Source organism: Streptomyces sp. NPDC101152 (genome assembly GCF_044768275.1).
In the GTDB taxonomy this organism is placed as follows: Bacteria; Actinomycetota; Actinomycetes; order Streptomycetales; family Streptomycetaceae; genus Streptomyces.
Genome location: NZ_JBIWPO010000007.1, coordinates 72,332 through 92,840, shown reverse-complemented (window position 1 = coordinate 92,840; position 20,509 = coordinate 72,332). Strand labels below are relative to the sequence as shown.

The 20,509-nt window shown below is 72.2% G+C and carries 23 protein-coding genes; 18 read left to right on the top strand and 5 right to left on the bottom strand.

Features of this window, described 5'->3' with window-relative positions; all coding sequences use genetic code 11:
- The gene (locus tag ACIRVK_RS11870; RefSeq protein WP_404245770.1) at positions 1 to 474 is read left to right on the top strand and encodes a C40 family peptidase; all 474 of its coding nucleotides are present in this window, start codon (positions 1 to 3) and stop codon (positions 472 to 474) included.
- Positions 475 to 555: 81 nt separating this feature from the next.
- Positions 556 to 1,131, top strand: a complete 576-nt coding sequence (locus tag ACIRVK_RS11865) for a DUF6328 family protein (protein ID WP_404245768.1) — start codon at positions 556 to 558, stop codon at positions 1,129 to 1,131.
- On the opposite strand, the gene ACIRVK_RS11860 is transcribed toward ACIRVK_RS11865, so the two are convergent.
- Positions 1,116 to 1,571, bottom strand: coding sequence for an ATP-binding protein (locus ACIRVK_RS11860; protein ID WP_404245766.1), 456 nt, complete (start codon positions 1,569 to 1,571; stop codon positions 1,116 to 1,118). The genes ACIRVK_RS11865 and ACIRVK_RS11860 overlap by 16 nt on opposite strands.
- Positions 1,572 to 1,783: 212 nt before the next feature.
- On the opposite strand from ACIRVK_RS11860, the gene ACIRVK_RS11855 reads away from it, so the two are divergent.
- Together ACIRVK_RS11855 and ACIRVK_RS11850 are read left to right on the top strand one after the other, a co-directional pair.
- On the top strand, positions 1,784 to 2,644 hold the full coding sequence (locus tag ACIRVK_RS11855) for a helix-turn-helix domain-containing protein (RefSeq protein WP_404245764.1): 861 nt from the start codon (positions 1,784 to 1,786) through the stop codon (positions 2,642 to 2,644).
- A 10-nt stretch (positions 2,645 to 2,654) separates the two neighbouring features.
- Positions 2,655 to 2,882: a DUF397 domain-containing protein gene (locus ACIRVK_RS11850; protein WP_404245762.1), complete on the top strand. Its 228-nt coding sequence runs from the start codon at positions 2,655 to 2,657 to the stop codon at positions 2,880 to 2,882.
- A 61-nt stretch (positions 2,883 to 2,943) separates the two neighbouring features.
- Here ACIRVK_RS11850 and ACIRVK_RS11845 read toward each other — a convergent pair whose 3' ends face one another.
- Entirely contained in the window at positions 2,944 to 4,071 is a 1,128-nt protein-coding gene (locus tag ACIRVK_RS11845) for an 8-amino-7-oxononanoate synthase (RefSeq protein WP_404245760.1), read from the bottom strand.
- Positions 4,072 to 4,218: 147 nt separating this feature from the next.
- Here ACIRVK_RS11845 and bioB point away from each other — a divergent pair, with 147 nt between their 5' ends.
- The 4 genes from bioB to ACIRVK_RS11825 all read left to right on the top strand — a co-directional run bounded on the left by bioB (position 4,219) and on the right by ACIRVK_RS11825 (position 8,212).
- A complete protein-coding gene (bioB, locus tag ACIRVK_RS11840) occupies positions 4,219 to 5,406 on the top strand; it encodes a biotin synthase BioB (RefSeq protein WP_404245759.1) in 1,188 nt (395 codons plus the stop codon).
- Positions 5,399 to 6,679, top strand: a complete 1,281-nt coding sequence (locus ACIRVK_RS11835) for an adenosylmethionine--8-amino-7-oxononanoate transaminase (RefSeq protein ID WP_404245757.1) — start codon at positions 5,399 to 5,401, stop codon at positions 6,677 to 6,679. The genes bioB and ACIRVK_RS11835 overlap by 8 nt, the downstream gene beginning before the upstream one ends.
- Before the next feature lies 1 nt (position 6,680).
- Positions 6,681 to 7,397, top strand: a complete 717-nt coding sequence (bioD, locus tag ACIRVK_RS11830; RefSeq protein ID WP_404245755.1) for a dethiobiotin synthase — start codon at positions 6,681 to 6,683, stop codon at positions 7,395 to 7,397.
- Between the two features lie 107 nt (positions 7,398 to 7,504).
- The gene (locus tag ACIRVK_RS11825; RefSeq protein WP_404245753.1) at positions 7,505 to 8,212 is read left to right on the top strand and encodes a class I SAM-dependent methyltransferase; all 708 of its coding nucleotides are present in this window, start codon (positions 7,505 to 7,507) and stop codon (positions 8,210 to 8,212) included.
- Here the strand turns inward: ACIRVK_RS11825 and ACIRVK_RS11820 are convergent, their stop codons facing one another.
- Entirely contained in the window at positions 8,213 to 8,587 is a 375-nt protein-coding gene (locus ACIRVK_RS11820) for a fic family toxin-antitoxin system, toxin component (protein WP_404245751.1), read from the bottom strand. It lies immediately after the preceding gene.
- Positions 8,588 to 8,591: 4 nt separating this feature from the next.
- Complete coding sequence (locus tag ACIRVK_RS11815) at positions 8,592 to 8,831, bottom strand: toxin-antitoxin system HicB family antitoxin (RefSeq protein WP_404245749.1); 240 nt, start codon at positions 8,829 to 8,831, stop codon at positions 8,592 to 8,594.
- Between the two features lie 214 nt (positions 8,832 to 9,045).
- On the opposite strand from ACIRVK_RS11815, the gene ACIRVK_RS11810 reads away from it, so the two are divergent.
- From ACIRVK_RS11810 to mug, 9 genes are all read left to right on the top strand, one after another.
- Positions 9,046 to 9,852, top strand: coding sequence for an ABC transporter ATP-binding protein (locus ACIRVK_RS11810; protein ID WP_404245747.1), 807 nt, complete (start codon positions 9,046 to 9,048; stop codon positions 9,850 to 9,852).
- Between the two features lie 4 nt (positions 9,853 to 9,856).
- Positions 9,857 to 12,424: an ABC transporter permease gene (locus ACIRVK_RS11805; RefSeq protein WP_404245745.1), complete on the top strand. Its 2,568-nt coding sequence runs from the start codon at positions 9,857 to 9,859 to the stop codon at positions 12,422 to 12,424.
- A gap of 73 nt (positions 12,425 to 12,497) precedes the next feature.
- Positions 12,498 to 12,923 carry a GNAT family N-acetyltransferase gene (locus ACIRVK_RS11800; protein WP_404245743.1) on the top strand — a complete coding sequence of 142 codons (426 nt, stop codon included), beginning with the start codon at positions 12,498 to 12,500 and terminating at the stop codon, positions 12,921 to 12,923.
- Between the two features lie 177 nt (positions 12,924 to 13,100).
- Positions 13,101 to 14,444, top strand: a complete 1,344-nt coding sequence (locus tag ACIRVK_RS11795) for a hemolysin family protein (RefSeq protein WP_404245741.1) — start codon at positions 13,101 to 13,103, stop codon at positions 14,442 to 14,444.
- On the top strand, positions 14,441 to 15,454 hold the full coding sequence (locus ACIRVK_RS11790) for a hemolysin family protein (protein WP_404245740.1): 1,014 nt from the start codon (positions 14,441 to 14,443) through the stop codon (positions 15,452 to 15,454). The genes ACIRVK_RS11795 and ACIRVK_RS11790 overlap by 4 nt, the downstream gene beginning before the upstream one ends.
- 62 nt (positions 15,455 to 15,516) lie before the next feature.
- Positions 15,517 to 16,305, top strand: coding sequence for an SGNH/GDSL hydrolase family protein (locus tag ACIRVK_RS11785; RefSeq protein ID WP_404245738.1), 789 nt, complete (start codon positions 15,517 to 15,519; stop codon positions 16,303 to 16,305).
- Between the two features lie 7 nt (positions 16,306 to 16,312).
- Positions 16,313 to 16,654: a DUF4326 domain-containing protein gene (locus ACIRVK_RS11780; protein WP_404245735.1), complete on the top strand. Its 342-nt coding sequence runs from the start codon at positions 16,313 to 16,315 to the stop codon at positions 16,652 to 16,654.
- A gap of 73 nt (positions 16,655 to 16,727) precedes the next feature.
- A complete protein-coding gene (gene purB / locus ACIRVK_RS11775; RefSeq protein WP_404245734.1) occupies positions 16,728 to 18,170 on the top strand; it encodes an adenylosuccinate lyase in 1,443 nt (480 codons plus the stop codon).
- Entirely contained in the window at positions 18,167 to 18,712 is a 546-nt protein-coding gene (mug, locus tag ACIRVK_RS11770) for a G/U mismatch-specific DNA glycosylase (protein WP_404246135.1), read from the top strand. Before purB ends, mug begins: the two co-directional genes overlap by 4 nt.
- On the opposite strand, the gene ACIRVK_RS11765 is transcribed toward mug, so the two are convergent.
- Positions 18,709 to 19,146: a hypothetical protein gene (locus ACIRVK_RS11765; RefSeq protein ID WP_404245732.1), complete on the bottom strand. Its 438-nt coding sequence runs from the start codon at positions 19,144 to 19,146 to the stop codon at positions 18,709 to 18,711. The two genes, mug and ACIRVK_RS11765, sit on opposite strands and share 4 nt — an antisense overlap.
- 120 nt (positions 19,147 to 19,266) lie before the next feature.
- On the opposite strand from ACIRVK_RS11765, the gene ACIRVK_RS11760 reads away from it, so the two are divergent.
- Complete coding sequence (locus ACIRVK_RS11760; protein WP_404245731.1) at positions 19,267 to 20,424, top strand: ROK family protein; 1,158 nt, start codon at positions 19,267 to 19,269, stop codon at positions 20,422 to 20,424.
- The last annotated feature ends 85 nt before the right edge of the window (positions 20,425 to 20,509 follow it).

The following is a 20,509-nucleotide window of genomic DNA, read 5'->3' as shown; positions in this document are numbered from 1 at the left end:
ATGACTGCGCTCAATCGTGTCCCGTCGCTGATGGTCCGGGCCGGTACGGCCTCGGCCCTCACCCTCGCCGCCGTGGGCGGCTCCGTCGTGATCCCGGGGGTCGCCTCCGACGCCTCGGCCGCGACGCCGGCGACGAAGGCACTGCAGGTGGCTGCCTCCAAGAAGGGCTCGCCCTACGCGTGGGGTGCATCAGGACCACGCCGGTTCGACTGCTCCGGGCTCACGCTGTACTCGTACAAGGCGGCGGGCAAGAAACTGCCCCGTACGGCGGCCCAGCAGTACAACACGACCCGTCACATCTCCGCGAGCAACCGCAGGGCCGGGGACCTGGTGTTCTTCCACTCGGGGTCGAACGTCTACCACGTCGGCATCTACGCCGGGCAGGGGAAGATCTGGCACGCCCCCAGGACCGGGGACGTGGTGAGGCTGCAGAAGATCTGGACCAAGAGCGTCTGGTACGGACGGGTCAGCTGACTCTCCCGCGGGGGCGGCGGCCACCTGACAGGCCGTCGTCCCCGCGGGCCTGACCGGCGTCCGGCTGGATACCCGTGTCCCATGGCCCACCACCATCCCGCCGCGCGCAACGAGACCCCGCTCGAGCGCGCCGACCGCAACTTCGTGGAGTTGCTCCAGGAACTGCGCGTCACCCAGACCGGCGTGCAGATCCTCTTCGCCTTCCTGCTGAGCCTGGCCTTCACCCAGCGCTTCCCGTCCCTCGACACGTTCCAGCGCGCCACGTACGTCACCACGCTGCTGCTGGCAGTCCTCGCCGCCGCACTCTTCACCGCCCCGGCCGCGCTGCACCGCTCGCTCTTCCAGCAGGGCGCCAAGCCGCTCATCGTGCAGGTCTCCTCACGGCTCGCCACCGTCGGCATGGGCGTCCTGGTGTTCGCCTTCACCGGATCGGTGCTGCTGGTCGTGGACGTGACGACCGGTCGGACCGGCGGACTGGTGGCCGGCGCGGCCACCCTGTCCGCGTGCCTGGGTCTGTGGGGGCTGCTGCCCCGGCTGGTACGGCGGCGGGTCGCGTGGACGCGGGACACCTCACCGCCCGTCCACGAGCCCGCGCAGGACCGGGAGACGGCGCCCGGGACGCAGCGCGCCTGCGGTGGCCCCTACGGCTCCTGCTGACCCGCCGTCACCGCCGGGGCCGAAACGGTCCACGGGAGCTCGATGGAGACCGTCTTGCCGCCCTCCCTGGTGGGCCGTACGTGCATTCTGCCGCCACACTCGGCAGCCAGCCAGCGGATGATCACCATGCCGCGGCCGTTGTCCTGCTGGACGGCGGCGGGCAGCCGCTTGGGGAAGCGCGGATGGCTGTCGGTGACACCGATGCTCAGTTGTTCGTCACGCTCGAGCCTGATGTCCACGGTGAAGGTGGGTGACTGACCGAAGGTGTGCTGTACGGCGTTGGTGGTGAGTTCGGAGACGATGAGGCGGATGGTGTCGGCGATCTCCGTATCGGCCGGCAGTCCCCACTCCGCCAGGGTCGTGATGACGTAGCCACGGGCCGCGGAGACCGAGGCGGGCTGGCTCGGCAGAGTGACGGATGCTTCCAGATGGTCTGCCATGGCGCGGTCGTCCCTTTCCCACGGGACCGGAGTCCGACACGGAGCGGATGGTTCGAGTACGGTCCCGGACTGGTGCTTCTTCGCCAGACTGCCATTACCGCGCCGGTCACGGTGCCGATCCACCAAGATATGCATATATCTGTCGCTCAAAGCAGTGAACTCTGCGACGAGAGACCGTATTTGGGTGGCCCGGAAGGAGTAAGGAGGAGTGCATGCTGCACGGTCCCGCGGTGCGCCGTCGGAAACTGGGCACCGAACTGCGTGCCCTGCGCACGGGTGCGGGGCTCACCAGCGGTGAGGCGGCCCGGCTGGTGGGCTGGCACCAGTCGAAGGTGAGCCGCATCGAGACCGGCTCCAGCGGGGTGAAACCGGCCGATGTGCGGTTGCTCCTGGACGCCTACGGCGTCGGCGACGCCCAACTGCGCGAGCTGCTGCTGGCGTTGGCGGGCTCCGACGAGGGCGGCGGCCGGCACCACTGGTGGCACGCCTACCGCGGGGTGCTCCCGCCGACCTACCGGGATTTCATCAGCCTGGAGTCCCAGGCGAGCGCGATGCGCACCCTGGAGACCTCCGTGGTCCCCGGACTGCTGCAGACGCCCGAGTACGCGCGGGCGGTGACCAGGGCCGCGGTGGGCGGCCTTGACGACGAGCGGCTGGACGCCCTGGTGGAGGTGCGGCTGGCCCGCCAGGACGTTCTGCGGGCGGACCCGCCGCTGGAACTGACCGCGATCCTCGACGAGGCGGTGCTGCACCGCGAGATCGGCGGCCCCGACGTCATGACCCGCCAGCGGAAGCGGCTCATGGAGGCCGCACGGCTGCCCCAAGTGCGGCTCCAGGTACTGCCGTTCACTGCCGGGGCGCATGTCGGCGTCACCGGTCCTTTCGTAATCTTCTCATTTTCGAGCACTTCTGATCTGGACGTGGTTGTTCTCGACCACTTGACGAGTAGCCTCTACCTCGAACGGAAAGAAGACCTTCAGGCCTATACGGAGGCCTTCAACACCCTTCGGATCCACGCCCTTTCGCCCGAGGACTCGTTGGATTACCTCGCCGGTCTCGATGACGGCGCGTAAGGAGGCACCCATGACCGCATTGCCTCGGAACGTTCCTTCCAGTACCGATCTGCACGACGTGCGATGGCTGCGCAGCAGCTACAGCACGGGAGCGAACAACTGCGTCGAGACGGCGCTGCCGCACTCCGGCCCGGCGGCCGGGCTGCTCGCGGTGCGCGACTCCAAGGACCCGGCGAGGCCCGCGCTGCTCTTCTCCCCCGAGAGCTGGGCGGGCTTCACAGCCGCGTTCCGGTCCTGATCGATCCTGATCAGTTCCGATCAGTCGCTGATCGGACGAGGCCCGGCCGTGTCACGCCGACTCATGGTCGCGTTTCCCCGATCACCCGTACCGCGTGTTCGAGCTGCGCGTCGGAGAGGTCCGCGCGGGCGGTGAGCCGGAGCCGGGAGATGCCGTCGGGCACGGAGGGAGGGCGGAAACAGCCCACGGCGAGGCCGGCCGCACGGCAGTCGGCCGCCCACCGCACGGCCCCCTCCGGGGACGGCGCACGCACCGAGACCACCGCGGCGTCCGGGCGTACCGCCTCGTGACCCGCGGCGGTCAGCCGTGCGTGCAGTTCGGCGGCCACCTCGCGAGCCCGCGCCGCGCGCTGCGGCTCGCGGCGCAGCAGCCTGAGGGCCGCCAGGGCGGCGCCCGCCGCCGCGGGGGCGAGGCCCGTGTCGAAGATGAACGTGCGGGCCGCGTTGACCAGGTGGTCGATGACCCGGGCTGGGCCGAGGACGGCTCCGCCCTGGCTGCCGAGCGATTTGGACAGCGTGACCGTGACGACCACGTCGTCGGCGCCCGCGAGCCCCACCGCCTGCGCGGCGCCCCGGCCGCCGTGGCCCAGCACACCGAGCCCGTGGGCGTCGTCGACCAGCAGGCCGGCACCGCGCTCCCGGCAGGCGGCGGCGTACGCGGCCAGCGGTGCGGCGTCGCCGTCGACGGAGAACACCGTGTCCGACACGACGACCGCAGTGCCCTCGTGCGTCCCCAGGGCCTTGCGCACCGCCTCCGGATCGGCGTGCGGCACGACCTGGGTGGCGCCCCGGGCCAGCCGGCAGCCGTCGATCAGCGAGGCGTGGTTGGCCGCGTCGGAGACGATCAGGGAGCCGTGCGGGGCCAGCGCGGTCACGGCGGCGAGGTTGGCCGCGTAGCCGGAGGAGAAGACCAGCGCCGCCTCGAAGCCGCAGAAGCCGGCCAGCTCGCGTTCCAGTTCGGTGTGCAGTTCCGTGGTGCCGGTGACGAGCCGGGAGCCGGTCGAGCCGCCGCCCCAGGTCCGGGCGGCCGCGGCGGCCCCCTCGGCGACCTCGGGGTGGTGGGCGAGGCCCAGGTAGTCGTTGCTCGCGAGATCCAGGAGCGGCGAGTCGGCCGGGCGCGGTCGCAGGGTCCGGACGAGTCCGGCGCGGCGGCGCAGCTCCGCCTGCTCGTCGATCCAGCCGAACGCCATGGCTCCTCCGGGGCTTTTGTAGGCAGTGGACAGACACTAGTCGCACCGGCCGCACCCCATGGTGTGGCAATCCACACACGGCGAAGTGCGGCTCTTGTTCAATGTCTCCTTGGCCACGGACGGGTCGGTAGGACAGGATCGGCTCTCATGGACCTGCTGAACACGCTGGTGGACAAGGGGCTTCGGCGCGAGCTGCCGACCCGCGAGGAAGCGCTGGCCGTCCTCGCCACTTCCGACGACGACCTGCTCGACGTGGTGGCCGCAGCCGGGAAGGTGCGCCGGCACTGGTTCGGGCGACGGGTGAAACTGAACTACCTCGTCAACCTCAAGTCCGGCCTGTGTCCCGAGGACTGCTCCTACTGCTCGCAGCGGCTCGGCTCCGACACGGGCATCCTGAAGTACACCTGGCTGAAGCCGGAGGAGGCCTCGAAGGCCGCCGCGGCGGGGCTCGCGGGCGGCGCCAAGCGGGTGTGCCTCGTGGCGTCCGGGCGCGGTCCGACCGACCGTGACGTGGACCGGGTCGCCGGCACCATCAAGGCGATCAAGGAGCAGAACGAGGGCGTCGAGGTGTGCGCCTGCCTCGGTCTGCTCTCCGACGGTCAGGCCGAGCGGCTGCGCGCGGCGGGCGCGGACGCCTACAACCACAACCTCAACACGTCCGAGTCGACGTACGGGGACATCACGACCACGCACACCTACGCCGACCGCGTCGACACCGTGACCAAGGCGCACGCGGCGGGCCTGTCCGCCTGTTCGGGACTGATCGCGGGCATGGGCGAGAGCGACGAGGACCTCGTCGACGTCGTCTTCTCCCTGCGCGCGCTGGACCCGGACTCCGTTCCGGTCAACTTCCTGATCCCGGTCGAGGGCACCCCGCTGGCCAAGGAGTGGAACCTCACCCCGCAGCGCTGCCTGCGCATCCTGGCGATGGTGCGGTTCGTCTGCCCCGACATCGAGGTGCGCATCGCGGGCGGCCGCGAGGTCCATCTGCGCACGATGCAGCCCCTCGCGCTGAACCTCGCCAACTCCATCTTCCTCGGCGACTACCTGACCACCGAGGGACAGGCCGGCCAGGCCGACCTCGAGATGATCGCGGACGCCGGGTTCGAGGTGGAGGGCGCCGACCAGGTGACGCTGCCCGAGCACCGGGTGCGGGGCGGAGGCGGCTGCGGGGCGCACGAGAGCGCGGGCTGCGGGTCCCACGACGGTGCCGGGTGCGGCTCCCACGAGAGCGGCGGAGTGTGCGGTACGGCGCCGGTGGCGGCCGAGCCGCGTACCGACCTGGTCGCCGTGCGCCGCCGCGGTGCCGGGACGGACCTCGCGCCCAATGCCTGACCTGCCCGTCGCCGAGCTGCTGGAGCTGGACCGGCGGCATGTGTGGCATCCGTACGGCCCGATGCCCGGCCGCGTCGAACCGCTCGTCGTGGAGTCGGCGAGCGGGGTGCGGCTGCGTCTGGCGGACGGCTCGGGCGAGTTGGTCGACGGCATGGCGTCCTGGTGGTCGGCGATCCACGGCTACAACCACCCGGTGCTGAACGAGGCCGCGCGCGAGCAGGTCGGCAGGATGAGCCACGTGATGTTCGGCGGGCTCACCCACGAGCCCGCGGTCCGGTTGGCAAAGCTCCTTGTCGACATGTCTCCCGAGGGCCTGGAGCATGTCTTCCTCGCCGACTCCGGCTCGGTGTCGGTCGAGGTGGCCGTCAAGATGTGCCTGCAGTACTGGCGCTCACTGGGCCGGCCCGGCAAGCGGCGCCTGCTGACCTGGCGCGGCGGCTACCACGGTGACACCTGGCAGCCGATGTCGGTGTGCGACCCCGAGGGCGGGATGCACGACCTGTGGACCGGGGTGCTGCCCCGGCAGGTGTTCGTGGACCTGCCTCCGGCCGCGTACGAGGAGTCGTACGCCGACCTGCTGCGCTCGGCGATCGCCGGGCATGCCGACGAACTCGCCGCCGTCATCGTCGAGCCCGTGGTGCAGGGCGCGGGCGGCATGCGGTTCCACTCCCCCGCGTATCTGCGGGTGCTGCGCGAGGCGTGCGACGCGCACGACGTGCTGCTGGTCTTCGACGAGATCGCGACCGGGTTCGGCCGTACGGGCGCCCTGTTCGCTGCGGAGCACGCGGCCGTGACGCCGGACGTGATGTGCGTGGGCAAGGCGCTGACCGGTGGCTATCTGACGATGGCGGCCACGCTGTGCACCTCCCGGGTGGCCGACGGCATCTCGCGCGGCGACGTGCCCGTGCTCGCCCACGGCCCCACCTTCATGGGCAATCCCCTCGCCGCGTCCGTCGCCTGCGCCTCGATCGGGCTGCTGCTCGGCCAGGACTGGCCCGCGGAGGTCAAGCGGATCGAGGCCGGGCTGCGGGAGGGGCTGGAGCCGGCGCGGGGGCTCCCGGGGGTGAAGGACGTACGGGTCCTCGGCGCCATCGGCGTCGTGCAGCTGGACCACGAGGTCGACATGAAGGCCGCCACGGCGGCGGCCGTGCGCGAGGGCGTGTGGCTGCGGCCCTTCCGCGACCTGGTCTACACGATGCCGCCGTACGTCACCGGGGACGCCGACGTGGCACGGATCGCGCGCGCGGTGTGCGCGGCGGCACGGGAGGGTTGAGATGCCGGTACTGGTGATCACGGGTACGGGAACCGAGGTCGGCAAGACGATCACGACGGCCGCGGTGGCCGCCACCGCGGTCGCCGCCGGCCGCTCGGTGGCCGTGCTGAAGGCCGCGCAGACGGGCGTACGGCCCGACGAGCGCGGGGACGCCGACGAGGTGGCGCGGCTCGCGGGTGCCGTGACGGCGACCGAACTGGCCCGCTATCCCGAGCCGTTGGCACCGGCCACGGCCGCACGGCGGGCAGGGATGACGCCGGTGCGTCCGCAGGACGTCGCCGAGGCCGCCGCCAAGCTGTCCGCCGAGCACGATCTGGTGCTGGTGGAGGGTGCGGGCGGGCTGCTCGTGCGGTTCGACGAGGCCGGCGGGACGCTGGCGGACGCGGCGCAGCTGCTGCGGGCGCCGGTGCTGGTGGTGGCGACGGCGGGTCTCGGCACGCTCAACACCACGGAACTGACGGCCCGTGAACTCCGGGGCCGGGGCGTGGAGTTGCTGGGTGTCGTCATCGGCGGCTGGCCCGACGCCCCCGATCTGGCGATGCGGTGCAACATCACCGACCTCCCGGACGTCGCCGGGGCCCCGCTGCTGGGTGCCGTGCCCTTCGGGGTCGGCTCGCTCGCCCCCGCCGACTTCCGCGCGGCGGCGCCGGGTTGGCTGGCGTCCCGCCTGGACGGCACCTGGGACGCGGAGGCGTTCCGGACGCGGGAAGCCCCGTAACACCAGGACGACGACGACCGCCCGCCGCGGACCTGTCCCGGCACGGGTGCGCCGGGGCCGGACGGGGGAGAATCGGGGGTAAGGCCCGTCCTCCCGAGGAGGTCCCCATGCCGCTGCGGTCGCCCCTTTCCGGCTCGGCGAAGCCGGCCCGGGATGCCGTGCACCACCCGCTGTTCGCCCGCTACTACGCCCGGGTCAGTGTCTCCGCCGAGACCCGGATGGGCGTGGGCGCCATCCGTGACCGGCTGTTGACCGGTCTGTCCGGACGCGTCGTCGAGATCGGTGCGGGCAATGGACTGAACTTCGCGCACTATCCGAGCGCCGTCTCGGAGGTGGTGGCGATCGAACCGGAACGCCTGCTGCGGCGGTTCGCGGTCGAGAACGCGCTGCGCGCCGAGGTGCCGGTCGACGTCGTGCCCGGCGCGGCGGAGGCGCTGCCCGTCAAGAGCGAGGCCTTCGACGCGGCGGTCCTGTCGCTGGTGCTGTGCAGCGTGCGGGACGTGCAACGGGCGCTCGGCGAGGTACGGCGGGTCCTGCGGCCCGGCGGAGTCCTGCGGTTCTTCGAGCACGGCCGCGGCGGCGGACGGATCATGACCCTCACGCAGCGCACGCTGGACCGTACGGTGTGGCCGCGGCTCAACGGTGGCTGTCATGTGGGCCGGGACCCGGTCGCCGCCCTGCGTGAGGCCGGGTTCGAACTCGGTCCCTACCGGCGGCTGTCGCTGCCGGAGAGGGGACCGACCCTGCCGACCTCGTACTGCGTCCTCGGCATGGCCTGGCGGCCCGGGCCCACGGAGCCGGCCGGCGGGCCGTGATCACACCGTCCACTGCCGCAGTTCCGCCGCGATGTCGTGCACCGTGGCCTCACCGCTCTTGACCAGCCGGGCCAGCTCGCGCACCTGCACGGGCGAGGTGGCCACCTTCAGACCGCTGGCGACGAGGTAGCCGTAGGCCACGGCCGTCGCGAACAGGGCGTTGGTGCGCTCCAGCGCCGGGACGTGGATGAGGAGTTGGAGCAGGGAGGCGGCACGCGCGTGCGGACCGTCGTACACGGGCACGTCGAATATCTCCGCCTCGTGCCGTGCGACGGCGGCGACGAGGGCGCCCCAGTCGGTGACCTGGGGATCGCCGGGAGTGTTCTGTTCGGCGAGCATGAGGAGCCAGGCGAGGTCGATTCTGAGGTTGCTCAAGGGATCAGTGGCTACCTTCGCGCATGCCCTCGTTCTCGCCGCCGAACTCCTCCGCGAAGACGGACTCGTACTGCTTCATGAAGTCGGCCGCGGCCTCGACGAACGTGTGCCCCACCTCGCCGGTGTCCTGTCTGACCAGTTCCTCGATGTAGCGGTTGACGCTCATGCCGCGGGCCAGGGCGCGCTCGCGGGCGGCGCGGGCGGTGCCCTCGTCCACTCTCACGTTCAGCTGGGTCTTCGCCATACCTCGAAGCTAGCGCCGATGCGCTAGCGCCGGCAAGGGGGCGCTTCCGGGAACCTCGCGCGTCCCCCGGATGGAAGATGCCCCTTACACCGGCATCAGGGGCGCGACCTGGGACGGAGAGGGACCGGGACCTGTGGTGGATACCGGCTGTGGGGCGGGTCACACTACCCTCGGCAGCGGCGAGCAGAATCGGCACGTCCACGAGGAGGCTGCCTTGTCCACAGCACCTGCGGAGCACGCCACGGTCCCTCCGTCGCCCGACGGCGTCGCCGCCCGCGCCCGCGCGCTGACCAAGGCGTACGGATCGGGCGAGACGACCGTGCTGGCCCTGGACTCGGTGGACGTGGACATCGCGCGCCGCCGCTTCACCGCCGTCATGGGGCCCTCGGGCTCCGGCAAGTCCACGCTGATGCACTGCCTGGCCGGCCTGGACACGGTCTCGGCCGGCCAGGTGTGGCTCGGCGACACCGAGATCACCGGGCTGAAGGATCGCGAGCTGACCCGGCTGCGGCGGGACCGGATCGGGTTCATGTTCCAGTCGTTCAACCTGATCCCGACGCTGAACGCGGCCGAGAACATCACCCTGCCCATGGACATCGCGGGCAAGAAGCCGGACCAGGAGTGGCTGGACCAAGTCATCGACACGCTCGGCCTGCGCGACCGGCTGCGGCACCGCCCCTCCCAGCTGTCCGGCGGCCAGCAGCAGCGGGTGGCCTGTGCGCGGGCGCTGGCCTCCCGGCCCGAGCTGATCTTCGCGGACGAGCCGACCGGCAACCTGGACTCGCGGGCCGGACTCGAGGTACTCGCCTTCCTGCGCCGGGCCGTGGACGATCTGGGGCAGACGGTCGTCATGGTCACGCACGACCCGGGCGCCGCAGCCCACTCCGACGTGGTGCTGTTCCTCGCCGACGGGCGCATCGTGGACGAGACGCGGCAGCCGACGGCGGAGGCGGTGCTGGAGCGGATGAAGCGTTTCGACGTGATCCGCGGCCAGTCCGGTGCCACGGAAGGACAGGAGTAGGCCGGTGCTCAGGGCGACGCTGCGGAGCTTCCTCGCGCACAAGGGCAGGCTGCTGCTCTCGGCGCTCGCGATCATCCTGTCCGTGGCGTTCGTCGTGGGCAGCCTGATCTTCTCCGACACGGTGACCCGCACCTTCGACCAGCTCTTCCACTCCACCGCCGCGGACGTCACCGTCTCCCCCAAGCAGGACCTGAAGTCCTCCGTGCCCACCGGCGAGGCCCGGACCCTGCCCGCCGAGCTGGCGCGGCGACTGGCCCGGGTCGACGGGGTGAGGTCCACCCACGCCGACGTCGGCGTCCAGAACGTCACCATCGTCGACCGGCACGACAAGTCGGTCGGACCGACCACCGGCGCCCCCACCATCGCCACGGACTGGTACCTCACCGACCGCAGCCCCGTACGCCTGACCTCCGGCCACGCCCCGCACGGGGCCGGCGAGGCCCTGCTCGACGCGGACACCGCCGACAAGAAGCACGTACGGATCGGCGACCCGCTCACCGTGATGGCCCAGCCCGGCACCTTCCGGGTCCGGGTCGTCGGGATCGCCACCTTCACCACCACCAACCCTGGCGCCGCCCTGGTCTTCCTCGACCCCCAGGTGGCCGCGACGAAGCTGCTCGGCTCCGCCGACCGGGCCACCGGCATCTCGGTGTTCGCCGCGAAGGGCGTCACCGATCCCGTGCTCAAGCAACGGGTGGCCGCCGTGACCGGCACCGGCGCGTACGACGTGCGCACGGCCGGCGAACAGGCCAAGTCCTCGGCGGCACAACTCGGCGGGTTCCTCGACGTCATCAAGTACGTCATGCTCGGCTTCGCCGGGATCGCCGTCCTCGTCGGGATCTTCCTGATCGTCAACACCTTCTCCATGCTGATCGCCCAGCGCACCCGCGAACTGGGCCTGCTGCGCGCCCTCGGCGCCGACCGGCGGCAGGTGCGCCGGTCGGTGCTCACGGAGGCGGTGCTGCTCGGCTTCGTCGGCTCCACCCTGGGCCTCGCGGCCGGGGTCGGGCTCGCGGCGGGGCTGCTGAAGCTGATGAGCGGCTTCGGCATGAACCTCAAGACCACCGAGATGGTCGTCGGCTGGCCGACGCCGGTCGCCGCGTACGCCGTCGGGGTCGGCGTCACCTTCGTCGCCGCGTACCTGCCGGCCCGCCGGGCCGCCGGCGTGTCCCCCATGGCGGCCCTCGCGGACGCCGAAGTGGCGGGCATGGGGCGGCCGTTGAAGACCCGTGCGGTGGTCGGGTCCGTCGTCGGGGCGCTCGGGGCGGCCGCGCTGGCGGGCTGCGCCGCGTCCTCGAAGACGGCCTCGGCGGCCTCCCTGCTCGGGCTCGGCGTGGTGCTGACGCTGATCGCGACCGTGATCGCCGGCCCGCTGCTGGTCCGGCCGATGATCCGGGTGCTGGGCGGGGCTTTCCCGGCGCTGTTCGGGTCGGTCGGCCGCATGAGCCAGCGCAACGCCCTGCGCAACCCCCGCCGTACGGGTGCCACCGCGGCCGCGCTGATGGTGGGCCTCGCGCTGGTGGGCGGGATGTCGGTGGCCAGCGCCTCGATGTCCAAGTCCTTCGACCGGCAGATCGACCGGACGCTCGGCGCCGACTTCATGGTGCAGAACACCAACTTCCTGCCGTTCAACCGGGAGATCACCGACAAGGTGCGGGCGACGGAGGGGGTCCGTCTCGTCGTCCGGGAACGCTTCACAGGTGTCGCGGTACGACTGCCGGACGGCAAGCGCGTCGCGACCACGGCCGCCGGCTTCGACCCGCGGCTGGACGACGTCGCGCACATCACCTACACGCGGGGCAACACCGCCGCCGCGCTGGCGGACGGCAACATCGCCATGGACGCCAAGTTCGCCGACGACCACCACGTACGGCTCGGCAGCGTGCTCCCCGTCCAGTTCCCCGGCGGGCACGCGACCCGGGCCAGGGTCGCCGCCCTCACCAACCAGGACGGGTCCAGCGGGTTCGGCACCCAGGGCGGCCTGTACTTCGGCATCGCCACCGTCGAGAAGTACGTGCCGGGCGGCGAGGACAGCGTGCTGTACGTCGACAAGTCCCCCGGTACGAGCGCCGACCAGCTCCGCAAGAACCTGGAGCGGACCCTCAAGCCGTACCCGCAGGTCCAGGTCCGCGACCAGGCCGACTACAAGAAACTGGTCCACGACCAGATCGCCGTGCTGCTGTACCTGGTGTACGCGCTGCTCGGCCTCGCGATCATCATCGCGGTGCTCGGCGTGGTCAACACCCTCGCCCTGTCGGTGGTGGAACGCACCCGCGAGATCGGGCTGCTGCGGGCCATCGGGCTCGCCCGGCGCCAGTTGCGGCGGATGATCCGGCTGGAGTCGGTGGTGATCGCGGTGTTCGGCGCGGTGCTGGGGCTCGCGCTGGGCCTGGTGTGGGGCGTGTGCACCCAGCAGGTCCTGGCCCTGCAGGGCATGAAGGCCCTCGCCATCCCCTGGGGCACGATCATCGCGGTGGTGATCGGCTCGGCGGTGGTGGGCGTCGTGGCGGCCCTCCTGCCTGCGCTGCGGGCGTCCCGCATGAACGTCCTGGAGGCGATCGCCCACGAGTGACCCCTTCGGGGCGGGAGTCGTCCGGATACTGGAATTCCGTGTATCGGACGACCCCCGGTGATGAGATCGCCGCATGACTGAACTGCGGATCCGAGCAGCGGCCCCGGCCGACCTCGACGCCGTCCTCGCCTTCTGGAAGACCGCCGCCGAGGGCACGAGCATCAGCGACGACCGGGACGGCGTGGAGCGGCTGGTCGAGCGCGACCCGGAGGCGTTGATCCTGGCCGAGCGGGACGGCGAGCTGGTCGGCACGGTCATCGCCGGCTTCGACGGCTGGCGCTGCCATCTCTACCGGCTCGCGGTCGACCCGCGCCGGCGCCGCCAGGGCATCGGCTCGGCGCTGCTGGCCGCCGCCGAGGACCGCTTCGTACGGCTCGGCGGCCGCCGCGGGGACGCGATGGTCCTGGTCCGCAACGAGACCGCCCAGCACGCCTGGCGCGCGGCCGGATACGCGCCCGAGGAACACTGGCGACGCTGGGTGAAGCCGCTCACCGACTGAGCCCCTTTGCTCATCCTTTACCATGGGGGCACCCTTCGGTCCCCCCGTCGGGGACCACCCGGTCCGGCATGAAAGGTGTGAGCGTCCGTCCATGGGCGACCCTCCCAGTCGTAGGAGCAGTACGCGACATCGCGCGATCCTCCCCGCCCTGCCCGACCATGGGACGGAGGTGACCCGATGACCGAAGTGCTCCTGCTGCTGGTGGCGATCCTGCTGTCGCTCGCCTGCGGCGCCTTCGTCGCGGCCGAGTTCTCGCTGACCACGGTCGAGCGCGGCGAGCTGGAGCAGGCCGTGGAGCGCGGCGAGCGGGGCGCCTCGGGTGCCTTGAAAGCCGTGCGGAACCTGACGTTCCAGCTCTCCGGCGCCCAGCTCGGCATCACCGTCACCAACCTGGTCGTCGGCATGCTCGCCGAGCCGTCCATCGCCAGGCTGATCGCCGGCCCGCTCCAGGCACTCGGCCTCTCCCGCTCGGCGGCGACCTCGCTCGCCCTGGTGCTGGGTACGGCGCTGTCGACCGTGTTCCTGATGGTCGTCGGCGAGCTGGTGCCGAAGAACTGGGCGATCTCCTCACCCCTGCCGGTGGCCAAGCGCGTGGGCAACGCCCAGCGCTGGTTCAGCGCCGCCTTCCGGCCCTTCATCACCCACCTCAACAACACCGCGAACCGCGTGGTGCGCCGCTTCGGCCTGGAACCCGCCGAGGAGCTGGCCTCCGCGCGCGGCCCCAAGGAACTGGTGGCGCTGGCGCGGCACTCCGCCCGGGAGGGCGCTCTGGAGGCGGACACCGCCGAGCTGTTCGTCCGGACCCTCAACCTGGCCGACCTGACCGCGGAGAACGTGATGACACCCCGCGTCCAGGTCGTGGCCCTCGATGCCCAGGCGACCTGCGAGGACGTGGCCAACGCGACCCGGGCGACCGGGCTGTCCCGCTTCCCCGTCCACCGCGGCGGCCTGGACTCTGTCGTCGGCACCGCCCACGTCAAGGACGTGCTGGCGATATCCGCCGAGCGCCGCACCCGCGTCCCGGTCTCCGAGATCATGCGCGAGCCCCTCCTCGTCCCCGAGACCCTCACCGTCGACCGGCTGCTGGACCGGCTGTCCGGCAAGCGGACGATGGCGGTGGTGATCGACGAGTACGGCGGCACCGCCGGCGTGGCCACCCTGGAGGACATCGTCGAGGAGGTCGTCGGCGAGGTCCGCGACGAGCACGACCCGCACGAGACTCCCGACCTCGCCCTCGCGGGCAGCGACGACGAGGGCCGCGCCCTGTACTCGGCCGACGGCTCGGCCCGCGTCGACCAGCTCGCCCGCGTCGGTCTGCGGGCGCCCGAGGGACCGTACGAGACGCTGGCCGGACTCGTGGCGACCCGGCTGGGCCGGATCCCGGCCGTCGGCGACACCGTCGACGTCACCGGGTGGCGGCTGGACGTGGTGGACGCCTCGGGGCGCCGGGCCGCTCGGGTGCTGCTGCACGCGCCGTTCGAGGACGAGGCCGGGGCGGGCCAGGGGGAGGATGCGAAATGACCGCCGTACAACTGCTGATCGGCCTCGCGACCCTCGTCGTCAACGCCTTCTTCGTCGGCGCGGAGTTCGCGCTGATCTCGGTGCGCCGCAGCCAGATCGAGCCGTACGCCGAGGAGGGCGACCGGCGGGCGAAGAGCGTGCTGTGGGGGCTGGAGCACGTGTCCGCGCTGCTGGCGGCCGCGCAACTGGGCATCACGCTGTGCACGCTGGTCCTGGGTGTCGTCGCCGAGCCGGCGATCGCGCATCTGCTGGAGCCGGTGTTCCACGCCGTGGGCGTGTCGGCGGGGGCCGGGCACGTGGTGTCCTTCGTGATCGCGCTGACCCTGGCGACCTATCTGCACATGCTGCTGGGCGAGATGGTGCCGAAGAACGTGGCGCTCGCCGAGCCGGTGCGCAGCGCGCTGCTGCTCGGGCCGCCGCTGGTCGCCCTGTCGCGGGGGCTGCGCCCGGTGATCTTCACGGTCAACGCCTTCGCCAACGCGCTGCTGAAGCTGCTGCGGGTGGAGACCAGGAACGAGGTCGCCGCCACCTTCTCGGACGCCGAGCTGGCCCGGATCGTGCGTGACTCGGGTGAGGCGGGGCTGATCGACGACCGGGCGCTGGAGCGGCTGAGCGACGCGCTCGAGCTGGGCAGGCGTCCGGTGCGCGACGTCGTCCTGCCGCTGGAACGCGTCGTGTACGCGCGCGTGGGCGTCACGCCGGAGGAGCTGGAACGGCTCTCGGCCGAGTCGGGCTTCTCGCGCTTCCCGGTGGTGGACGAGGGCCGCCGGATCACCGGCTATCTGCACGTGAAGGACGCGCTGGACGCCTTGGGACGCGATGTGCCGTTCCGGGTGCGGGACATGCGGCCCATCGCGCGCGTGCGAGCGAGCACGCCCCTGGACGACGTGCTCACGGCGATGCGGGGCAGTCGTACCCATCTGGCCGCCGTGCTCGGCGACGACGGCCGGCTGGAGGGGCTGGTGACCATGGAGGACGTGCTGCGGGAGCTGTTCGGGCAGCCGGCCTGAGCGCGGGCGCCGGAAGGCCGACCGACCGACGGGTATGGCGTCGGGTTACCATCGCTGACGCCATGCAGACGAACGCCTCTCCCTCGTACACCAGCCTGGTCGCGGTCGGCGACTCCTTCACGGAGGGCATGTCGGACCTGTTGCCCGACGGCTCCTACCGCGGCTGGGCCGACCTCCTCGCCGGCCGGATGGCCGCCCACACGCCCGGTTTCCGCTATGCCAACCTCGCGGTGCGCGGCAAGCTGATCGGGCAGATCGTCGACGAGCAGGTGGACGTGGCGGCGGCCCTGCGGCCCGATGTGATCACGCTGGTCGGCGGGCTCAACGACACGCTGCGACCCAAGTGCGACATGGGACGCGTACGGGCTCTGCTGACGGAGGCCGTGGAGCGGCTGGCGCCGTCCTGCGAGCAGTTGGTGCTGATGCGCAGTCCGGGCCGTCAGGGTCCGGTCCTGGATCGGTTCCGGCCGCGCATGGAGGAGCTGTTCGCGACCGTCGACACGCTGGCCGAGCGGCACGGCGCCGTGGTCGTCGACCTGTACGGGGCGCCCTCGCTCGCCGACCCGCGGCTGTGGGACGTGGACCGGCTGCACCTCACGGCGGAGGGCCACCGCAGGGTCGCCGAGGCCGTCTGGCAGGCACTCGGCTACGACCCCGAGGACACCGAGTGGCGTACGCCGGTACCGGCCACGGTGCCGCCCGGCTGGGCCGCCCGGCGGATCGCGGACGCCCGGTTCGCCCGGCAGCATCTGCTCCCGTGGATAGGCCGCCGGCTGACCGGCCGCTCCTCGGGCGACGGCCGCCCCGCCAAGCGGCCGGAACTGCTGCCCTACGAGGGCCCGGCGGTGTGAGCCCCCGATGCCGACGCGGGTGATCAACCTCCGGGGCCTCCTCCACGAGTACGGCGCCCGGCTGGAACTCGCCCCCGCTGACGTGGTCTATGTCGGTCGCCGCTGGACCCTGGGCGGCTGGGACCTGCCCGGGCACCCGCTCCGCAACCCCTTCGCCTACGACACCCCCAAGCGCCGCCGGGACGGCACCCGCGCGGAGGTCATGGCGATGTACCGGGCGTATCTGCTGGAGCGGCCCGACCTGCTGGAGCTGGTCGAAGAGCTGCGCGGGAAGACGCTGGCCTGCTGGTGCGCGCCCCTGCCCTGCCACGCGGACGTGCTGGCGGACCTCGCCGACTCCGTCCGGTGACGCAGGTCTCGTAGCTTCCCACGAACGGAAGCGTGGCGCTGGCCTGCACGAATCGCCAGTAGAATCCGTACACGTGACTTCCGCTCCCGCCAAGCCCCGCATCCCGAACGTCCTCGCCGGACGCTACGCCTCCGCCGAGCTCGCCACGCTCTGGTCGCCCGAGCAGAAGGTGAAGCTGGAGCGGCAGCTCTGGCTCGCCGTGCTGCGGGCCCAGAAGGACCTCGGGATCGAGGTGCCGGACGCGGCGATCGCCGACTACGAGCGCGTCCTGGACACCGTCGACCTGGTCTCGATCGCCGAGCGCGAGAAGGTCACGCGGCACGACGTGAAGGCGCGGATCGAGGAGTTCAACGACCTCGCCGGGCACGAGCACGTCCACAAGGGCATGACCTCGCGCGACCTCACCGAGAACGTCGAGCAGCTGCAGATCCGGCTCTCGCTGGAGCTGATGCGCGACCGTACGGTGGCCGTCCTGGCCCGGCTGGCCAAGCTGGCCGGCGAGTACGGCGAGCTGGTCATGGCGGGCCGCTCGCACAACGTGGCCGCGCAGGCCACGACGCTGGGCAAGCGGTTCGCGACGGCCGCCGACGAACTGCTCGTCGCGTACGGCCGGGTCGAGGAACTCCTCGCCCGCTACCCGCTGCGGGGCATCAAGGGCCCGGTCGGCACGGCGCAGGACATGCTGGACCTGCTGGGCGGCGACGCGGCGAAGCTGGCCGAGCTGGAGAACCGGATCGCCGGGCACCTCGGTTTCTCGCAGGCGTTCACCTCGGTCGGCCAGGTCTACCCGCGCTCGCTTGACTACGAGGTCGTCACCGCGCTGGTCCAACTGGCCGCGGCCCCCTCCTCGCTGGCCAAGACGATCCGGCTGATGGCCGGGCACGAACTGGTGACCGAGGGCTTCAAGCCGGGCCAGGTCGGTTCCTCCGCCATGCCGCACAAGATGAACACGCGGTCCTGCGAGCGCGTCAACGGCCTCATGGTGATCCTGCGCGGCTACGCCTCGATGACGGGCGAGCTGGCCGGCGACCAGTGGAACGAGGGCGACGTGTCCTGCTCGGTGGTGCGCCGGGTGGCCCTCCCGGACGCCTTCTTCGCGCTGGACGGCCTGCTGGAGACGTTCCTGACGGTACTCGACGAGTTCGGCGCGTTCCCCGCAGTCGTCGCGCGTGAGCTGGACCGTTACCTCCCCTTCCTCGCCACCACCAAGGTGCTGATGGGGGCGGTGCGCGCCGGCGTCGGCCGAGAGGTCGCGCACGAGGCGATCAAGGAGAACGCCGTCGCCTCCGCGCTGGCCATGCGCGAGCAGGGCGCCGAACGCAACGAGCTGCTCGACAAGCTGGCCGCCGACGAGCGCATCCCGCTCGACCGCGCCCGGCTGGACGCGCTGATGGCCGACAAGCTGTCCTTCACCGGCGCCGCGGCCGACCAGGTCGCCGCCGTAGTGGGCCGCGTCGAGGAGATCGTCAAGCAGCACCCGGAGGCCGCGGGCTACGCCCCGGGGGCGATCCTCTGACCCGCTTCACCCCGGCGGAACTTCAGGCCGCCCGCGACCGTCTCGTCCCGGACGTGGTCGCGGACGGCCTCCATGTCCTGTTCTGCGGCATCAACCCCGGCCTGATGACGGCCGCCACGGGCCACCATTTCGCCCGCCCCGGCAACCGCTTCTGGCCGGTGCTCCACCTGTCCGGCTTCACCCCTCGGCTGCTGAAGCCCTCGGAGCAGGGGGAGTTGCCGTCGTACGGGCTGGGCATCACGAACGTCGTGGCGCGGGCGACGGCACGGGCGGACGAGCTGAGTGCCGAGGAGTACCGCGAGGGCGGCCGGCGGTTGGCGCTGAAGGTGGCGCGGCTGAGGCCGCGGTGGCTGGCGGTGGTGGGGGTGACGGCCTATCGAGCCGCGTTCGACGACCGAAAGGCCCGGGTGGGGCCGCAGGACCGGGTCATCGGGGACACGCGGGTGTGGGTGCTGCCGAACCCCAGTGGCCTGAACGCCCACTGGACGGCGCAGACGATGGCGGAGGAGTTCGCGCGGCTCAGGGTCGCCGCCGAAGGTTAGCCGCCCGAAGGCCGGCCGGTGAAGGGTGGCTCGGTGTCGGTCACGGCGGCGAGGAGGCGGGCCCTGTCCGGTTCGTCCCGGTCGGAGACGGCGAGGGTGATCCAGCGGCCCGTCTCGCCGGCCGGCCAGGTCCGCAGGTCGTCGGCCAGGACACCCAGCGAGGCCCAGGGCTCGGATATGCGCTCACCGCGCGTCAGGCGCTCCCTGAGCGTCACGGTTTCCGAGCGGGCCTGACCGCCCAGCCGTTCGTCCAGGCGCTCGGCCACGGCGGTCTCGTAGGCGTGGAGGTCCTCCGGGCTCGGCCAGGCTCCCGGTCCCAGGGAGACCATGAAGTAACCCGGTCCGCCGCTGCCCACCTCCGTGCTGCCGTGCACCCCGGGAAAGTCCCGGACACACAGCAGGTCCAGCACGGCGAGGTCCCTCACGATGTCCATGTCATCCAGTATCTCCACCCCCACGGCTTGGTGATCCACCGGACAGTCCCTGGCACTCGCCGGGGTCCGCCGCGCCGAGTACGATCCGGCCAACACGCGCACGAGCTGGGAGGACGGACGGTGGGGCGGCTTACCGGCGGGGACCCCTCGCTGCTGCGAAGGATCAACTCCGCGGTGGTGCTGCACGCGCTGCGCGCCACCGACTGCGCGACCCTCACCGAGATCACCCGGGTGACGGGGCTGTCCCGGCCGACGGTCGAGGGGGTCGTAGAGGGGCTGATCGAGGCGGGGTACGTCGTCGAGAAGGCCGCCGATGAGAGCGTGGTCCGGCGGCAGGGGCGGCCCGCCCGGAGGTTCCGCTTCCGGGCCGAGGCGGGGCATCTGCTCGGCCTGGAGATCGGGCCGCACCGGGTCGCCGCGCTGCTGTCCGACCTGGACGGGCGGGTGCTGGGCGCGCAGGCCAAGGAGGTGGACGAGGCGGCCGGGGCGGACGAGCGCCTGGAACGGCTGCGCACCGCGGTCGCCGAGCTGCTGCGCCGGGCGGGCGTCGCCCGGGACTCCCTGCGCGCGGTCGGGGTGGCCACGCCGGGCATCGTGGAGGCGGACGGCGCGGTACGGCTGTGCGCGGCGCTGCCCGAGTGGACGGGGCTGCACCTCGGCGAGCGGCTCAGCCGCTCCTTCAAGTGCCCGGTGCTGGTCGAGAACGACGCCAACGCCGCGGCCGTCGCCGAGCACTGGAAGGGTGCCGCCACCGAGTCGGACGACGTCGTGTTCGTGCTGGCCGGACTGAGTCCTGGTGCCGGTTCCCTCATCGGCGGACAGCTGCACCGGGGGTACGGCGGGGCGGCCGGCGAGATCGGCGCCCTGCATCTGCTGGGGCGCGAGGTCACCCCGGAAACGCTTCTGTCCACGACGGGCGAACCCCTCCACCCCCTCGACGAGCAGGCCGTCGCCGAGGTCTTCGCGCTGGCCCGCGAGGGCGACCAGCGGGCCCGCGCCGCCTTCGACCGCTTCATCCAGCGCCTCGTCCACGACGTCGCCGCTCTCGTCCTCGCCCTGGACCCGGAGCTGGTCGTCATCGGCGGCTGGGCGACCGGCCTGGACGGCGTCCTCGACCCCCTGCGCCGCGAACTGTCCCGCTACTGCCTGCGCCCACCGAAGGTCGCCCTCTCCCTCCTGGGCGAGGCCGCCGTGGCCACGGGCGCCCTGCGCCTCGCCCTGGACCACGTCGAGGAACAGCTCTTCGCGGTGGAGGGCACGATGACGGCCCGCCGCTGACAGGGTTGACGAGAGGGCCCGCGGCCCCTTCCCCGGCGAGCACACGCCCCCTACGGCCCCAATCCGCCAACGGGCCCGATACCCG